14 protein-coding genes are annotated in these 15,529 nt (G+C 68.8%); 6 read left to right on the forward strand and 8 right to left on the reverse strand.

Annotated features, from left to right (window positions below; translation table 11 throughout):
* Positions 1-135 precede the first annotated feature (135 nt).
* Complete coding sequence (locus tag R3A49_00015) at positions 136-2,472, reverse strand: EAL domain-containing protein (protein ID MEZ5169116.1); 2,337 nt, start codon at positions 2,470-2,472, stop codon at positions 136-138.
* Positions 2,473-2,653: 181 nt separating this feature from the next.
* Entirely contained in the window at positions 2,654-3,874 is a 1,221-nt protein-coding gene (locus tag R3A49_00020; protein ID MEZ5169117.1) for a phosphatidylinositol-specific phospholipase C1-like protein, read from the reverse strand.
* Positions 3,875-3,938: 64 nt separating this feature from the next.
* On the opposite strand from R3A49_00020, the gene R3A49_00025 reads away from it, so the two are divergent.
* From R3A49_00025 to R3A49_00035, 3 genes are read left to right on the forward strand one after another with little or no spacing between them, the layout of a single operon-like run.
* Positions 3,939-4,547, forward strand: coding sequence for a glycerol-3-phosphate acyltransferase (locus R3A49_00025; GenBank protein ID MEZ5169118.1), 609 nt, complete (start codon positions 3,939-3,941; stop codon positions 4,545-4,547).
* Positions 4,548-4,560: 13 nt separating this feature from the next.
* Positions 4,561-5,826: an MFS transporter gene (locus R3A49_00030; protein MEZ5169119.1), complete on the forward strand. Its 1,266-nt coding sequence runs from the start codon at positions 4,561-4,563 to the stop codon at positions 5,824-5,826.
* Positions 5,823-6,689, forward strand: coding sequence for a DegV family protein (locus R3A49_00035; GenBank protein ID MEZ5169120.1), 867 nt, complete (start codon positions 5,823-5,825; stop codon positions 6,687-6,689). Before R3A49_00030 ends, R3A49_00035 begins: the two co-directional genes overlap by 4 nt.
* Here the strand turns inward: R3A49_00035 and R3A49_00040 are convergent.
* Positions 6,668-7,408, reverse strand: coding sequence for an alpha/beta fold hydrolase (locus R3A49_00040; protein MEZ5169121.1), 741 nt, complete (start codon positions 7,406-7,408; stop codon positions 6,668-6,670). The genes R3A49_00035 and R3A49_00040 overlap by 22 nt on opposite strands.
* Before the next feature lie 57 nt (positions 7,409-7,465).
* Positions 7,466-8,125, reverse strand: coding sequence for a VC0807 family protein (locus R3A49_00045; protein ID MEZ5169122.1), 660 nt, complete (start codon positions 8,123-8,125; stop codon positions 7,466-7,468).
* Between the two features lie 172 nt (positions 8,126-8,297).
* On the opposite strand from R3A49_00045, the gene R3A49_00050 reads away from it, so the two are divergent.
* Entirely contained in the window at positions 8,298-10,160 is a 1,863-nt protein-coding gene (locus tag R3A49_00050; GenBank protein ID MEZ5169123.1) for a glycoside hydrolase family 15 protein, read from the forward strand.
* A 4-nt stretch (positions 10,161-10,164) separates the two neighbouring features.
* Here R3A49_00050 and R3A49_00055 read toward each other — a convergent pair whose 3' ends face one another.
* Complete coding sequence (locus tag R3A49_00055; GenBank protein MEZ5169124.1) at positions 10,165-11,319, reverse strand: glycosyltransferase 87 family protein; 1,155 nt, start codon at positions 11,317-11,319, stop codon at positions 10,165-10,167.
* A complete protein-coding gene (locus R3A49_00060) occupies positions 11,316-12,404 on the reverse strand; it encodes an SLOG family protein (GenBank protein ID MEZ5169125.1) in 1,089 nt (362 codons plus the stop codon). The genes R3A49_00055 and R3A49_00060 overlap by 4 nt, the downstream gene beginning before the upstream one ends.
* 80 nt (positions 12,405-12,484) lie before the next feature.
* Between R3A49_00060 and R3A49_00065 the strand changes: the two genes are divergently transcribed.
* The gene (locus tag R3A49_00065) at positions 12,485-13,426 is read left to right on the forward strand and encodes an aldose 1-epimerase (GenBank protein ID MEZ5169126.1); all 942 of its coding nucleotides are present in this window, start codon (positions 12,485-12,487) and stop codon (positions 13,424-13,426) included.
* 72 nt (positions 13,427-13,498) lie between these two features.
* On the opposite strand, the gene R3A49_00070 is transcribed toward R3A49_00065, so the two are convergent.
* On the reverse strand, positions 13,499-14,077 hold the full coding sequence (locus R3A49_00070) for a thioredoxin family protein (GenBank protein ID MEZ5169127.1): 579 nt from the start codon (positions 14,075-14,077) through the stop codon (positions 13,499-13,501).
* 68 nt (positions 14,078-14,145) lie between these two features.
* On the opposite strand from R3A49_00070, the gene R3A49_00075 reads away from it, so the two are divergent.
* Positions 14,146-14,838: a potassium channel family protein gene (locus R3A49_00075; GenBank protein MEZ5169128.1), complete on the forward strand. Its 693-nt coding sequence runs from the start codon at positions 14,146-14,148 to the stop codon at positions 14,836-14,838.
* Between the two features lie 17 nt (positions 14,839-14,855).
* Here R3A49_00075 and R3A49_00080 read toward each other — a convergent pair whose 3' ends face one another.
* On the reverse strand, positions 14,856-15,455 hold the full coding sequence (locus R3A49_00080) for an HdeD family acid-resistance protein (GenBank protein ID MEZ5169129.1): 600 nt from the start codon (positions 15,453-15,455) through the stop codon (positions 14,856-14,858).
* Positions 15,456-15,529 lie beyond the last annotated feature (74 nt).

Raw genomic sequence — 15,529 nt, forward strand, 5'->3', positions numbered from 1 at the left:
CCCGTTCATGACGGAGATCAGCCACGGTCGGGGCCTCGGCGAGGCCGTCCGTCCACCCGACTACAGCGAGGAAGTCCTGCCGGCGTCGTCTCTCGCGGCGCGGAAGGGCGCCACCGACCTGGCGTCGCGCACGGGCTAGTTCGACCTCTCGTCGCGATCGGTCGATTTCAGAGGCGTGCCCTCGAGGCGACGGACCACCTTCGGGACGTCTTCGGGTCGTACGGGTCGGGAGTAGTGGAACCCCTGGGCGCGACGACAACCAAGAGACTGGAGCCGGACAGCCTGGGAGGCGTGTTCGACACCCTCGGCGATCGTCGAGATCCCCAGTGCACCCGCCATGGCGACGATCGCCGAGATGAGGCTCGATTCCGAGCCGTCGCGGTTTTCGAGTCCGTCGACGAACGACCGGTCGATCTTCACGAGGTCGGCCGGGAACTGTCGCAGGTACGACAGCGACGAGTAGCCCGTTCCGAAATCGTCGATGGCGATGTGGACGCCCAGCTCCCGGATGGTCGACAGCAGGTCGACGGTTGCCGGGGGGTTCTCCATCAGGACGCTCTCCGTGAGCTCCAGGGTCAGCGCACGGCCGGAAAGACCACTCGCGACCAGAGCCTCCCGGACATGCTGTACGAGCTGCTCGTCGTTGAGTTGGCGTGCCGAGACGTTGACGGAAACCGACAGGTCCGCGCCCAGCGCGAGCTCCTGGCGCCACTTCGAGATCTGTCGGCAGGCCTGCTCGAGGACCCACGTCCCGATGGGGACGATCAGGCCCGTGTCTTCGGCAACCGGAATGAACGAGGCGGGTGAGATCTCACCCATCGTCGGATGCGACCACCGTAGGAGAGCCTCGAAACCTTCGACACGCTGATCCGGAAGAGAAACGATCGGCTGATACTCCAGACGGAGCTGGTTTCGCTCGAGAGCATGGCGGAGGTCTCCCTCGAGCGCGAGCCGCTTGGCCACGCGGTCGCGCATGCTGCTGTCGAAGACCGTGACCTTGTCCCGTCCGCCCGCCTTTGCTTCGTAGACAGCAGTGTCGGCCTCGCGGAGCAGTGTCTCCGCGTCGACACCCGGATCGGCCCCGTCGGTGACCGCCACCCCGATGCTGACGGAGCACGACACCTCGGACTCCCGGAGGAAAAAGGGCACCGAAAAGCAGAGCCGGGTCCTCTCCGCGACCTCGTGGGCCTCGGCTGTCGACGTGATCGACGGAAGCAGGACGACGAACTCGTCGCCGCCGAGATGCGCGACGACATCGGACGCACGGGACGTCTCGGTCAACCGTGCCGCGACCGCACGGAGTAGTTCATCACCGCGGCTGTGGCCGTGACTGTCGTTGACGAGCTTGAAGCGGTCGATGTCGAGAAAGAGGAGGGCGGTGCCGGATGCAGCATCACCGGTCTGATGCAGCGCCTCGACCAGATGCTCGCGGAGTTGGGCACGATTCGGGAGACCTGTCAGCGGGTCGTGGTAGGCCTGATGCACGAGACGTCCCTCGGAACGGGCATGGGCTCTGAGGGCTCGAATCAGACGGCCGACTGCGGCCGCGGTGAGGAAGAGAACGATCGTTCCCAGGACCACGCTGTCCTCGGTCGACGTATCTCCTCGTGTCACCGTGACCACCGCCGGGATGGCGAGCGCTACCGCCACGATGACGAGCCGTGCCGTGGTCAGTGTTGACCGGGATCGCTCGACCGGGGCGGGCTCGGTGACCTTCGGCATCGACGGATGGAGCATCGCTCCGATGAAGCACAGGGTGCCCGCTGAATACGGAAGGTCGACGAGACTCTGGGAGAGATCGACCGCTCCCACCTCGACGAGCATGTACACCGTGTCTCCCACGAGTGTTCCCACCATGGCGGCCAGAACGAGCTTCAGGGACAGCGGGGACGCCCCACGGCTCGTGAAGAGCATCTGGGCGACCATGGCGACCAGGAATGCCGACAGGGCCGGGTAGAGCGACAGTGTGATGCGAACAGAGAGCGGAGCGTCGGTGTCCACGAGCCCCGGGCCGATGAGGAGGATCCACGCAAGGGCCATGACGGCCAGGGCGGCGACGAGGGCGTCGAGCATGGCGTCGAAGCGTGCGGACCGGTCGGGTTGGCGAGCGCGTGTGATGCCGTAGAGGCCGATTCCCATCGCGACGTATCCGGGAATCGTGAGCAGGTCGGGAACGAGCGAGCGGTTCGCGGAGAGGTCGCCGAGCGTTCCCATCGACTGGCGTGCGACACCACCCAGGAAGAAGAGGGTCAGCGCGAGCATCGCCATGAGCCACGGCCAGCGCACGGCCGGTCGGTAGCGGCGGATTCCGTACGCGATCGCTGCGACGGACCCCGCGAACAGGAGAACGAGCGTGGCGTCGTGGACGGCGTTGAGGAGGCCGACCGCCTGGAGCGCGAGGAAGACGGTGAGCGACCCGAGGAGCCACAGCGTGGCTGAGGGGTACCTCGCGTCCGCCTGCTCCCGTGTCACCTCGCCTCCCTCCGGTGCTGTCCCACCGTTGCGATCTCGGCTTCATCGGAGTCGCCGGGGTCCTCATGACGCCTCGGGGCGCGAAACCCAAACAATCCGGGCGAATGCCACTACACGTGAGATGTCGGGGACTCAGGAGACCAAGAATACCGCGGACAGTGGTAGCGCCGAGGGAGGGGGATCAGCCAGAGGGCTCCGCGATGGCCTCGGGGGTGCAGTCGGGTGGGGCGTTCACCGGGTTGCAGCGCGCCGGCGTTCCGTCGGGAATGGCGACGACGTAGCCCGTTCCGAACATGTCGTCGGGCACTTCGTAGTCGGTGCTCACGAACTGCGCCCCACTCGCCAGGGCCGCCTCACGCCGCGTCGTGTCGCCGGCCCGTGCGTCCCCCGTGGGCGTGTCGGAGCGGGTGCGCACGAGATACCCGGCCTCCACGAGCTCACGAATGCGGTCACCGTCCTCGATCGGGTCGTCGACGCGGACGAACGCGGCGTCGGGCTCACCGGGCTCGGCGTTCGTGAACAACACGCGGCCCTCGAGCGACCTGTGTCCCTCGAGGTAGGTGTCACGCTGGTCGCCGCCGTCGACGAGGGAGAACATGATCTTGCCGCGGGAGTCCTCGAGGGTCGGCCACCCGTCCTCGAGTACAGCCTCCTCGAGCGTGTCGTGGTCACCGCGCACGTCGTCGGGTGTGATGATCCCGTCTTCGGGGATCACCGACAGGATCTCGGCATCGAGGTCGTCGAAGAGCTCCTTCGTGAACTCGAGGGGAACCGCCCAACCGAGGTCGGGGATCTCGACGTCGCTTCCGAGGCCCTCGGCTGCCTCCTCGATGGACTCCTGCTTGGCCTCGATCATGACCATGAGCGGCACGTGGTCGGGGTTGGCCGCCGACCACGCCTCCACCTCCTCCAGGCAGATCGTCAGCGTCAGGCAGTTGGTGGCGTAGTCGAAGTCCTGGGTGTGCAGCACCTTGAAACCGGGCTCGTCGAGCTCGGGGATGCCCGACTCGGCCGGCAGGCCGACGAAGGCGTTCCCCGCCTGGCTGGCGAAGAGGCCACCGTCGGGGTCGGCGAACACGTCGATCTCGATCTGGCGGACGCCGTGGTCGGTGAACTGCTCGGTGAGGGGAACGTGGGAGTACTCGATCGACTCGGCGAGCTCCGCGCTGATCTGCTCGAGCACCGTGAAGATCTCCTCCCGGGGCTGTTGGTGGTAGCTGTTGTGGGAGCCGAGCACCTGGATCTCGTTGATGTCGACGACCGGCTCGTCCGAGGACGGATCGGATTCCGAGTCGGACGCGCAGGCCGACGCCACGAGGAGCGACGCCGCCACCACGGCGAGGATGGTCCGGAGGCGCACCGGTTGCCGGTGGGCGCGCAGGTTCGCGACGTCGAGCACCACCGCAGTTTGGTACAGATCGGACACCGTCGCTGCACGGCCACCTGATCTTCGGCACACTGGCCGCATGCCCGGGGTCGTCGTACTGGTGGTCGCCTATGTCGTGGGTGCGGTTCCGTTCTCGAACATCGCCGCACGCCGCGCCCGCGGTGTCGACCTGCGAACCGTCGGATCGGGAACCGTGTCGGGGACCTCGCTCTACCGTGTCGCCGGCTTCGTGCCGCTGGCCCTGGCGGGGATGTGCGACGTGGCCAAGGGCTCCGTGGGACCGCTGCTGGCCGGGACGGGTCGGCCCGGGCTGGCCGCGGTGGCCGGCGGGCTCGCGGTGGCAGGTCACAACTGGTCGCCCTTCCTGCGTGGAGCGGGTGGCCGGGGCATCTCGACCGCGATGGGTGCGCTCGCCGTCACGGCGTGGCCCGGCGCTGTGATGCTCCTCGCTGGCCTGGCCGTCGGACGCCTCGTCGGCCAGACGGCACTCGTGTCCCTCGTGGCAGAGGTCCTTCTCGTCCCCCTTCTCGCCGTCCTCGGGTGGGACGGGGCCGCCCTCGCCGGCCTGTGCGTGACGGTCCCGATGCTCGCCAAACGCCTGGTCGGCAACGCCGCGCCCACGGGCGACCGGTCGCGCACCTATCTGATGCGCCTGCTCTTCGACCGCGACGAGTACGCCGCGTCGTGAGGGATGCCTCGACGTGACGGTGGCTGCGGTCGTACGTCGCCCGGGCTACCGGGACCTGCTCGTCGGGCAGGGCGTGTCCGCTCTCGGCGACTGGATGGGCACCGTTGCGTTCATGGCTCTGGTACTCCAGCTCACGGGCTCACCGGCGGCCGTCGGCGGGATCCTGGCGCTGCGCCTCCTGCCCGCGGCGGTGGGAGGCCCGCTCGCGGCCCGTGCGGCAGGTCGCTGGGACCGACGTCGCACGATGCTGACGATGGATGTCACCCGTGCGGGGATGATCGCCCTCGTGCCGCTCGTGCGTGGCCTGTGGTGGATCTACCTGTGGGCGTTCCTCCTCGAGGTGGCGAGCATCGTCTTTCTCCCCGCACGCGACGCGTCGATCCCCGACCTCGTGGAGGACGACGAGCTCCCCGTCGCCAACGGGCTCATCCTCGGGTCCTCCTACGGCAGCATCCCGCTCGGCGCGGCGTTGTTCGCGCTCGTGGCGGCACTCCCCGGAGCCGACATCGCGGGCCGGCCTCTCGCACTCGTGTTCTGGCTCGACGCGGCCACGTTCGTCGTGTCGTTCTTCCTGATCGCCCGTGTGACACAGCTCGGGTCGGGTGCGGGAGGCGCGGCGCCTCACGAGGAGTCGACCGGCTTCTGGGCGGCGTTCCGCATCCCCCTCGTGCGAGCGGTGATGCCCGCCGCCGCATCCGTGGCGCTCGGTCTCGGTGCGCTGTTCTCCCTCGGCATCGTCTTCGTCCGTCAGGTCCTCGGTGCGGGTGATGCGGAGTTCGGGCTGCTCATCGCACTCTTCGGCGTGGGAGCCGTGGCCGGGTTGGCCGTCCTCCAGCGCGCGTCCGACGAGGGTGACCTGCTCGCCCGCACCCGCGTGGGCGTCCTCGCCATCGGCATGATCGTCGCGTCGTTCAGCCTGGCGCCGTCGATCGGGTTCGCCTTCCTCGGCGCGGTGGGCTTCGGCGCCGCCGCCGCCTACACCCTGGCCTCGGGCATGGGTGCCATCCAGTCGAGGCTCGAGGGCACCCAGCGTGTCCTGGCGTTCGCGGCGTTCCATGTCGTGATCCGGGTCGCTCTCGCCGTGGCGGCCGTGGGTGCGGGCGCCGTGGGGGACGTCGTGGCCTCCGTCCAATGGCCTCTCGTCGGCACACTGGAGCCCTCCCGTCTCGTGCTCCTCTGCTCGGGCCTGCTCGTGGCACTAAGCGCCCTGGCGGTGAGAATCCCGGTCGGGCGCACGAACGCGGGCCCCGACAACCTCGACCCGGGAGCTGCCCTGTGACCGTCGCGGTCGTCACCGACAGTGCGACGGCGCTGCCCGCCGACGTTCTCGCCGCACACGACATCACGGTCGTCCCGATGTGGCTGACCGTCGCCGACCAGGCCGTGCGTGAGGGCGAGCGAAGTCTCGGCGAGATCCTGGGTGACGAGCGCGTCACGACCTCGGGCCCGACGCCCGGCGAGTTCGAGGCCACGTTCCGGGCGCTCCTGGCGAGCGACGGTGTCGACGAGGTCCTCGCCTGCACCGTGTCGTCAGAGATGAGTGCCACGTACGAGGCGGCGTCCGTGGCCGCGCGTGATGTCGGCGAGCAGGTTCATGTCGTCGACACGAAGACGGCGGCGGGAGCCCAGGCACTCGTCGTCCTGGCCGCGGCGCGGACGGCAGCCGCGGGTGGGAGCCTGGAGGCAGCCGAGTCAGCGGCACGAAGGGTGTGTGGCACCGTTCGTCTCGTGGCCACCCTCCCGACGCTCGATCATCTCGTGCGCGGCGGTCGGGTCCCGGCGGTCGCCGGCTGGGCGGGCCGCCACCTGGGCATCAATCCACTCTTCGAGTTCTCCGACGGCCGGATCAGGAAGCTCCGTCCCGCACTGAGCGCGGATGCCGCCCACGAGAGGATCGTGGCGGCATGCGTGCGGTCACGCCCCGACGAGCAGGCCGGGCTGAACGTGGTGGCCATGCACGCGTTGGCCCGCCCCGTGGCCGAGGAACTCCTCGACCGCGTCACGGCGGACATCCAGCCTGCCGATGCGTTCATCGGTGAGTTCGGGTCCGTGATGGTCGTCCACACCGGGCCGGGCCTGGCGGGCCTCGCCTGGTGGTGGGAGCCCGGGGTCGGGCCGGGTCAGGACCCGACCGTCGTCTGATCCTCCACGGTCGCCGAGAGAGCCCAGTCGACGGCGTCGACGATCGCCGGAGTCGAGGCGTCGTCGAACGCGTGGCCCATGTGCTCCACGATGGTGACCCGCCTGGGCTCGCGCGCACGCTCGTAGAGCTCCTCGGCCGCCGCGGGCGGAATGAAGCGGTCGCGTTCGCCGTGGAGGATTGCCACCGGAGCGCTGACACGTCCGATGAGGTCGATCGGCGGATCGGGGTCGTTCCAGTCGGCCGCGATCTGAACCCGCAGGTAGCGCGACGCCAACCTGCGGCCGACGCGGGTACGGGTCATCCCGGCGGTGAGCACGGCGGTGGGTGTGCGCGGAAGCGTGAAGCGAGCCGGGGTGCTGACCGACACGAGGCCGGCGATACCTGCATGAGTGGCGGCGTACCGGAGAACGGCGATCCCTCCCATCGACGCGCCGACGAGAACGACGGAGTCGCTGCGCGTGCGGGCCTCGGCCACGGCGGCCGCGACGTCGTGCTCCTCGAGGTCGCCGAGGGTGGATTCGCCCTCGGAGCCACCGTGGCCACGGGCGTCGTAGGTGATCACGTCGAAACCGGCGCCGTTCAGCGCGAGGGCCACGGCGGTGACGCTCGGGTCCTCCGCGGTGGCGGTGAACCCGTGGGCGAGGACGACCGCGCCGCGGGACTCGCCGTCGGTGAGGAGCCTGTGCCCGGCCAGCAGAACATTGTCGGCGGTGGTCAACGTCGGGCGGTGCATTGTCAGGCCCGGTCGAAGCAGGTGCCCGTCACGGCGACCACGCTACGCCGCCACGGGCCCGACGGCACCCGTGCACTTCCGCCGAAGGATCCCGTGGCGGGTCATCGACCGGTGGAAGTAGAACGCCGACACGGCGATGGCGCCGCCGGTGAGGCCCATGGACAGGAGTGTCTTGGCGACCACGTAGGTACCGACGGACTGGCTCACGAGCAGCCAGATCGTGATACCGGCGTTGACGAACTGCGTGAACGCCCACAGCAGCGAGATCCGCAGGAAGAACCGTCGGACCCGCTGGTCGGCGAGGACGTCGGCGGGGATGGGACAGAAGTCCGCGGCGAGGCGTTGTGCGAGCGGCCGCCCCAGCGGGACGGACAGGAGGAACGCGAACGCCACGAGGGCGGTGCCGAGGGTGGGTTGGAGGAAGTAGATGAACGTGCTGCCTGTCGACGCGGCGAGAACGCTCCTGGCCGTCAGCGTGAGTGCGCCGAGGATGAGGATCCCGGGCACGCGCTTCTGTGTGACGACGCGTCGCAGGATGTTGCCGTAGGCCCAGAGGAGCCCGGCGGCGACGGCGCCCCACACGCCGAGGAGACGCAGCGTCAGCAGGAACACGCCCACGGGGATGATCGTGCCCTCGACGACGTTGGGAATGGCGTGGCGGGCGAGCGTCCGCAGCTTCGGTATCTCGAAATCGACTGACATGGTCGAGGGGTGCAGTGGTCGGCCACTGCCCCCTTTCCGTCCTCTGCTCGGTGGTGCGGGTGGGGAAGCCGCGGGAGGCGTCGGGCTCTTTGTCGGCGGAAGCGTACGGAACCGAAGGGGTTTTTCTCGGAACGGCCGACGGGAGGCTACCCCGGCTGGTTGAATGAACGCCGTGACCCGGACCCCCGACGGCCTGCCCCACCCGGGGAAGACGGGCTATCTCCCCATCGAGGACTACGGAATCGTGGGGGATCTCCACACGGTCGCCCTTGTCGGCACCGACGCCTCCATCGACTTCCTGTCGTTCCCGCACTTCGACTCCCCCACGATCTTCGCGGCCCTGCTCGACTCCGAGAGGGGCGGTCGCTTCGGGCTCCGGCCCTGCATCGAGGGGGGCGCCCACAAGCAGCTCTACCTCCCCGACAGCAACATCCTCCTCACGCGCTTCCTCCATCGCGACGGGGTCGCCGAGGTGTCGGACTTCATGGAGGTCGGCCACCACCGTGACGATCATCCGCACCGTCTCGTGCGTCGCGCCAAGGCCGTGCGGGGCGACATCGATTTCGACGTGGTGTGCGCCCCACGTTTCGACTACGGACGGGCCGACCACACCGTCGAGATTCACGACGATGACCGTGAGGTCGTTTTCGCGTCGCAGGGCGAAGACGGCCTCGTCATCCGATTGCGCTCGGAGGTCCCCGTCACGGTTCGGGACGGTGCGGCCGTCGCCCGCTTCACACTCGGGACCGGGGAGCACGCCGCGTTCATCCTCGAGAAGGTCTCGCCGGGAGTCGAGAGCCCGGCCTCCGAGCCCGGGTTCGTGCCCCGCGTGTTCGTGGAGACGATGAACTACTGGCGCGACTGGATCGGGCGGTGCACCTACCGGGGACGCTGGCGTGAGACCGTCAACCGCTCCGCCCTGGCTCTCAAGCTGATGGTCTCGCAGACCTACGGGTCGCTCGTGGCGGCGCCGACCTTCGGACTTCCCGAGGAGCTCGGCGGCGGACGGAACTGGGACTACCGCTACACGTGGATTCGCGACGCGTCCTTCACTCTCTACTCGCTCATCCGGCTCGGCTACACCGAGGAGGCCGGGCGGTTCATGGAGTGGATCGAGGAGCGCATCGACGATCTCGAGCCCGACGGGTCGATGCAGATCATGTATGGCTACGACGGGCGCAAGGAGCTCACCGAGATCGAACTGCCCCACCTCGAGGGCTACCGGGGATCGGCACCGGTGCGGGTCGGCAACGGAGCCTACGACCAGCTCCAGCTCGACATCTACGGCGAGCTCATGGACTCGATCTACCTCTACAACAAGTTCGGTGCCCCCATCTCGTCGAAGCTCTGGGAGAACTGCGTCCGGATCATCGACTGGGTGTGCGAGAACTGGGAGCGCGCCGACGAGGGCATCTGGGAGGTCCGGGGAGGCCGACACCACTTCCTCTTCTCTCGCCTCATGTGCTGGGTGGCGGTCGACCGTGGGATCCGCATGGCAGACCGTCGCTCCTTCCCCTACCCGTTTGACCGGTGGCGGCATGTCCGCGACGCCATCTACCGAGACATCTTCACGAACTTCTGGGACGACGAGCGTGAGACCTTCGTGCAGACCAAGGGAGGAACGGCGACCGACGCCGCCTACCTGCTCATGCCGCTCGTGAAGTTCATCTCACCGCAGGATCCGCGCTGGTGGTCGACGCTCGGGGCCATCGAGGAGGACCTCGTCGACGACTCACTCGTGTTCCGCTACCGCCAGGACCACGGGTCGTCGGACGGCCTCGACGGCGACGAGGGCACCTTCAACCTCGTGTCCTTCTGGTACGCCGAGGCGCTGGCGCGTGCCGGCGACGTGCGCCGGGCGCGTCTCGTGTTCGAGAAGATGCTCGGTTACGCCAACCACCTCGGCCTCTACGCCGAGGAGCTCGGCCCGCACGGCGAGCACCTCGGGAACTTCCCGCAGGCGTTCACGCATCTGGGCCTCATCAGTGCCGCGTACGCCATCGACCGCAAGCTCGACGATGCCGGCTGGATGTAGCGGTTCAGGCTTCTTCGCGCTCGGCGTCGACAGACGGACCGGGTCGGACGGGCGCGCGGAGCCGAACGATCCCGACGCTCACGACTGCGATGAGTAGCAGGTTCCGGAGGCCGTAGCCGACGAGTGCCGGGCCCGTGTGGGAATCCTGAGCCTCGAACAGTGCCTGGAGCACAACGGTGAGCAGGACGGCGCTCGCGACGAGGACCTCCACGCGCCGTTCACCGGCCGCCCCGGCGATGGCCGCCCACGGAACGAGCCAGATCATGAACTGTGGGGAGAGCAGCGTCGCGAAGACCATGAGCGTCGCCACGGCCGTGACACTCGGTAGACCGATGTCGTCACGGTCGCCACTCCGGACCCAGACCCACAACACGATGCCCAGCGCCAGCGCGAGCAGGCCCATTCCGAGCCACGACGGCGGTGCACCGACTCGCCACGAACCCGACTCGAACACGACACTCCCGCCCCGGACGACGTCGACGAACTGACCGGGGAGGCTCTCGACGTGCCATCCCCGGGCGCCCCGGAATGTTGCGACCTGGCGGGGACCGTCGATGTCGCCCAGCGAGACCCACGCCGCCAGGCCGACCACGCCGCCGGCGACTGCCCACGCGGCGGCGCGCCACCGGCGTGTGACGATCAACCAGGGCGTGAGCACCAGCGGCCAGAGCTTCACGAACACAGCGCCCGCGAACGCCACACCTCCGGCGGCGTCCCGCGAGCGCTGGACCAGTACGACGGCCACGACGGCCAGGAGCACGCTGAGCAGGTCGATCTTGGTGAGCACAGTGGCGAGAATCGGTGCTGCGACCAGGAGGTAGGACACAGCGGCGCGACGGCCCCACTGCCACAACAAGAGTGCCGCGATCGCAAGGTCGGCGAGGAGCTGTACGACGACGATCCGGTCGAGGGTCGCGCCGAAGTCCCCCGTGTCGAGCGTGTTGGTGACCGCGATGGCGAGTGGTGGGTACTCGACGTCGAAGTCCCGATAGGGAGTCCCGGAGGAGTCGGCGATCTCGTGGTAGCGGCCGGCGTCGGACGTCGCCTCGTACTCCACCGTCTTCACACCCGGATCCCGCAGAAGAACAACCGCCGCGAGCACGTGGACAGCCACGAGAAGGGCGAGGAACGCGGATGGAATCTGCTCGTTGGTCTTCACGCGAGATCGGACGGAGTGACGACCCACACGTCGTCGAGGGACTCCTCCAGGGCTTTCACCGTGTTGCCGATGTGGTGGTCGGTGCCGTTCCACACGACGACGGCTTCCCGGGCGTGCGCCGCGACCCAGGCGTCGCGGCGGCCCAGCGCGGCACCGGCCTGCTGCTTGGAGCGCGGCTTCTGCTTCATGCGGGTCACGGTCTCCTCGGCTTTGTCGAGGAGGTCCCGGAAACGCTTCTTCGTGGCGTCGGGCCACACGGCGTCGGGGTCGGGGAACGGCAGGACCGCCACGTACGGAATCCCGACCTCGGCCGCCGCCTCGGCACCGAGCTGCTCGGCGCCCAGGCCGAGGCCCGTGACGACCACGACATCGGGGTCGACCTCGGCCTTCGCCCGGATGATCTCGGCGAGCCGGGTGCGGACACCGTCGGCCACGGGGTTGGGGTCGTACCCGCCGAGCTCGGGTGGCCGGTGGCCCGTGACGATGACGCCGTGCGCCTCGAGGCGGGACTCGATTTTCCCGGGCATCGGCGCGTCCGCACCGTCCGATCCCACATTCCCGGAGGGTGTTCCGCGGCGGCTGGGCCTGTCGGGCTCCAACGACGCCACGAGCTCACGGGTCAACCGGTCGCCCGTGCGTGACGCCTGCTGCCGCGCCGCGTCGGTGGCGAGGGCGTCGGCGGCGTCGTTCATCGCGTCGCCCGAGTGGCCCTTGACCCACCGGAACGTCACATCGGATCGATCCTCGACCAGGTCGATGAGCGGCTCCCACAGGTCGCGGTTCGCGACGGGTTCCTTCTTCGAGTTCTTCCACCCGCGCTTCTTCCAACCCTTCCACCATCCGTCGCGGAAGCAGTGCACGACGTAGGTCGAGTCGCTGACGACCTCCACGGGCCCCGGCAGGGCCCGCAGCGCTTCGTAGGTGGCCGTGATCTCCATGCGCTGGTTCGTGGTCCTGGCCGCCGCACCGGAGGCGTACGGCCCGTCCTCGACGGCCCATGCCCATCCACCGGGCCCGGGGTTGCCCAGGCAGGCGCCGTCGGTGTGGACGACGGTCGTCTCGTTGGTCTCCGGAGCCTCGGTCACCGCACAAGGATGCCCGGCCGCAGCGCTTTCGTGGTGCACGGGGGCGTGTCGAGGCCGGGCGCCTGGCCTACCCTCCGCAGATGCCGGAGCCCCGTGTGCCCGCAGCGCCCGACGTCCGGATCGAGACCTACGACGGCGAGGGTTGCGTGACGCTCTCGGTCGGCTCCACGACGGCACGGTTCCTCCCGTCGGTCGGGATGCTCTGCACGTCACTTCGCCGGGACGGAGCCGAGTATGTGTCGCTCGACGGGGGAGTGGCGGCGTTCCGGGAGGGGCACACGACGGGGATACCGCTGCTGCACCCGTGGGCCAACCGGCTGAGCGAGGAGGTGTACAGGGCCGGACGGATCGTCGTCGACCTCCGCGGTCTCGACATCCACCGCGACGGCAACGGCCTCCCGATGCACGGCACGATGGTCGGCCCGCGACATTGGGAGATCACACGGGCGGGGCCGTCGGGCGATGCGGCCGTCGTGGGTGCCGTCTTCCACTACGACACCGAGCCGCTCCTGGCTGCGTTTCCCTTCCCGCACCGCATCGGTCTCATCGCGGCACTCACGGGGGACCGGCTCCGGATCACCACGACCATCGAGCCCGTCGGGCGCCGGGGTGTGCCCGTCTCGTTCGGGTTCCACCCGTACTTCGCACTCCCGGGCGTTCCCCGCGACGACTGGGTCGTGGAGTTGCCGACGTGCACCCACGTCGGACTCGACCCACGGGGTATTCCCGACGGATCCCGGGAGCACGTTCCCGCCGGCCCCGTCGCCGTGAAGGGTCGGGGCTTCGACGACCACTACGAACTCTCGTCGCAGCGCTCACTGGCCGTGGCCGGTGGCGGACACCGACTCGAGGTCCGGTTCGGGTCGGGCTTCCCGTTCGCCCAGGTCTACGCACCCACCGAGCGGTCGGTCATCGCCCTCGAGCCCATGTCGGCCACGACCGACGCCCTGGTCACGGGTGACCATCCCACGGTTGCGCCCGGCAGCCGCTTCCGGGCCACCTTCACGATCCTCGCGTCGTAGTCCCCCGAACCCCGCCAGGTTGGTGCGTTTTCCGGGTCATGGCCCGGGCTTTCGCACCATCCCGGGTGGGGTTCAACCGAACCAGGGGGGCTCGTTGCCGGGCCTCCACTTGATGTTGCAGCCCAGGCTGGGTTTCTGCGGTTCCGGGACCTCCGAACCGGTGAGCACGGCGTCGATGGCGGCGTCGAGGTCCTCACCGGTCACCGGCACGCCGTTGTCGGGTCGGCTGTCGTCGAGCTGGCCCCGGTAGACCAGCCTGCGGTCGGCGTCGTAGAGGAAGAAGTCGGGCGTACAGGCGGCCCCGAAAGCCCTGGCGACCTCCTGGGTCTCGTCGAAGAGGTACGGGAACGTGTAGCCGACGGTGCGCGCCTCGGCGGCCATCTTCTCGGGCGAGTCGTCGGGCTGGGCCCCGACGTCGTTGCTGTTGATGGCCACGACGGCCACGCCCCGCTCGCTCCAGCGCTGCGTCAGCAGCGCCAACTCCCGCCTCACGTGCTGCACGAACGGGCAGTGGTTGCACAGGAACATCACGAGCAGAGCCGGTGCGTCGGCGAAGTCGTCGAGGCCGAACTCGCTGCCGGACGGATCGGGAAGCCGAAAACCGGGGGCCGGCGAGCCCAGCGCCACCATCGTCGAATCGGTGCGCACCATCGGGGGTCCCTCTCTGTCGCTTCCGCGCACGCGACGCTATCCGCGTGACCGGGCCTCAGGAGAACGCCGTGCCAGTGAGTTGGGGACGCACGCGTGTGACGCCGCTGCTCCGACCAGCTGACAGCTATGGCGTCGTGCTCGGGCTCCTGGTCATGACCTTCGTGCTGTCGATGAGCACCGGTGCCGACTGGATGCGCACGATCGCCGCGGTTCTGACGCTCGCTACGATCGTGACCGCCCTGCTGACGTCGCGTGTCGAGCGCCGGGTGATGATCCTCGTCATCATCCTGGGCGCGTGTGCGGTTGGCTTTCAGGTCGCAGCCCACATCGCTGATGTTCCCGAGCTTCGTGGCGTCGGTTCATTGATCAACACCGCCATGCTGGCGATCATTCCACTGGTGATTCTCGGGCGAGTGTGGAGACACACAACCGTCACGGGAGAGACGATCCTCGGCCTCCTCTGCGTGTACGTGGGTCTCGGCAGCGTCTTCGCACTTCTTTTTCTGGGCGTTGACGGCGTCACCCAGACGAGCTTCTTCAACCAGGTCAGCGACCCGACGACGGGGGACTTCTACTACTTCAGCTTCGTGACGCTCACGACGCTCGGTTTCGGCGACTTGACGCCGGCAGAGGGCTTTGGGCAGTCGCTCACGGTCCTCGAGGCGCTCATCGGCCAGGTCTTCCTTGTCACGATCGTCGCCCGGGGCGTGTCGTTACTCGGGGGTACGACCAGTGTCGGAGGACGGAGCACCTCCGAGTGAGTGTGACCGATTCGAGGTCAGGTGCCGTCGGGTGAGGAGTCGCTCGACTCCCTGCCCAGCGCCCTGATGCCGAACGCCGACACGATCTCGAGCATCCCGAAGAACACGAACCACGCTCCGACGATCAGGGCGACGATCCGCAGTGAGCGGTCGGGATCGCGCAGCACGAAGATGCCGAGGATGACGGCGATGATGGCGAGGAGGATGTAGAGCCCGCGGTCGTCGGCGTCGGGGACGGCGAGCACCATGAGGAACTGGAACAGCCCCGCCAGGATCAGGTAGATCCCCACGAGGACGGCGATGACCTCCGCCGTCCGGTCGGGCCACGCGACCAGAACGATGCCGAAGACGGTGCTCACTGCACCTCTGAGGGAGTAGAGCCACCACATCGGCAGGCTCCGCATCACGAAACCGTGGACGACCTCGAGGATGCCGAAGAAGATCATCCCGAGACCGACGACGACCGCGATGACCAGGAGGGTGCGGGGCAGCGCCAGGACGAGGATGCCGAAGATCAGGACCCCGAGCCCGGTCAGCGCGAAGACCCACCAGTGGCGCCCGACCGCTGCGGCGGCCTCGTCGTCACCTTCCATCCCGTAGATCTCGACGTCGGCCATGGCGCACGCTCCCCGGTTCGTGGTCGGCCCGCCGTTCGTCAGGCCATGACCGGCAGTGGCGTGCCGGCAGACCG

This window comes from Acidimicrobiia bacterium, assembly GCA_041394025.1.
Taxonomy (GTDB): domain Bacteria; phylum Actinomycetota; class Acidimicrobiia; order IMCC26256; family JAOSJL01; genus JAOSJL01.

Excerpts from the sequence above, each read along its gene's own strand:
- R3A49_00025 (MEZ5169118.1), top strand. The coding sequence starts at position 3,939 with ATGCCCGGGGTCGTCGTACTGGTGGTCGCCTATGTCGTGGGTGCGGTT.
- R3A49_00045 (MEZ5169122.1), bottom strand. The coding sequence starts at position 8,125 with ATGTCAGTCGATTTCGAGATACCGAAGCTGCGGACGCTCGCCCGCCAC.
- R3A49_00065 (MEZ5169126.1), top strand. The coding sequence starts at position 12,485 with ATGCCGGAGCCCCGTGTGCCCGCAGCGCCCGACGTCCGGATCGAGACC.
- R3A49_00070 (MEZ5169127.1), bottom strand. The coding sequence starts at position 14,077 with ATGGTGCGCACCGATTCGACGATGGTGGCGCTGGGCTCGCCGGCCCCC.
- R3A49_00080 (MEZ5169129.1), bottom strand. The coding sequence starts at position 15,455 with ATGGCCGACGTCGAGATCTACGGGATGGAAGGTGACGACGAGGCCGCC.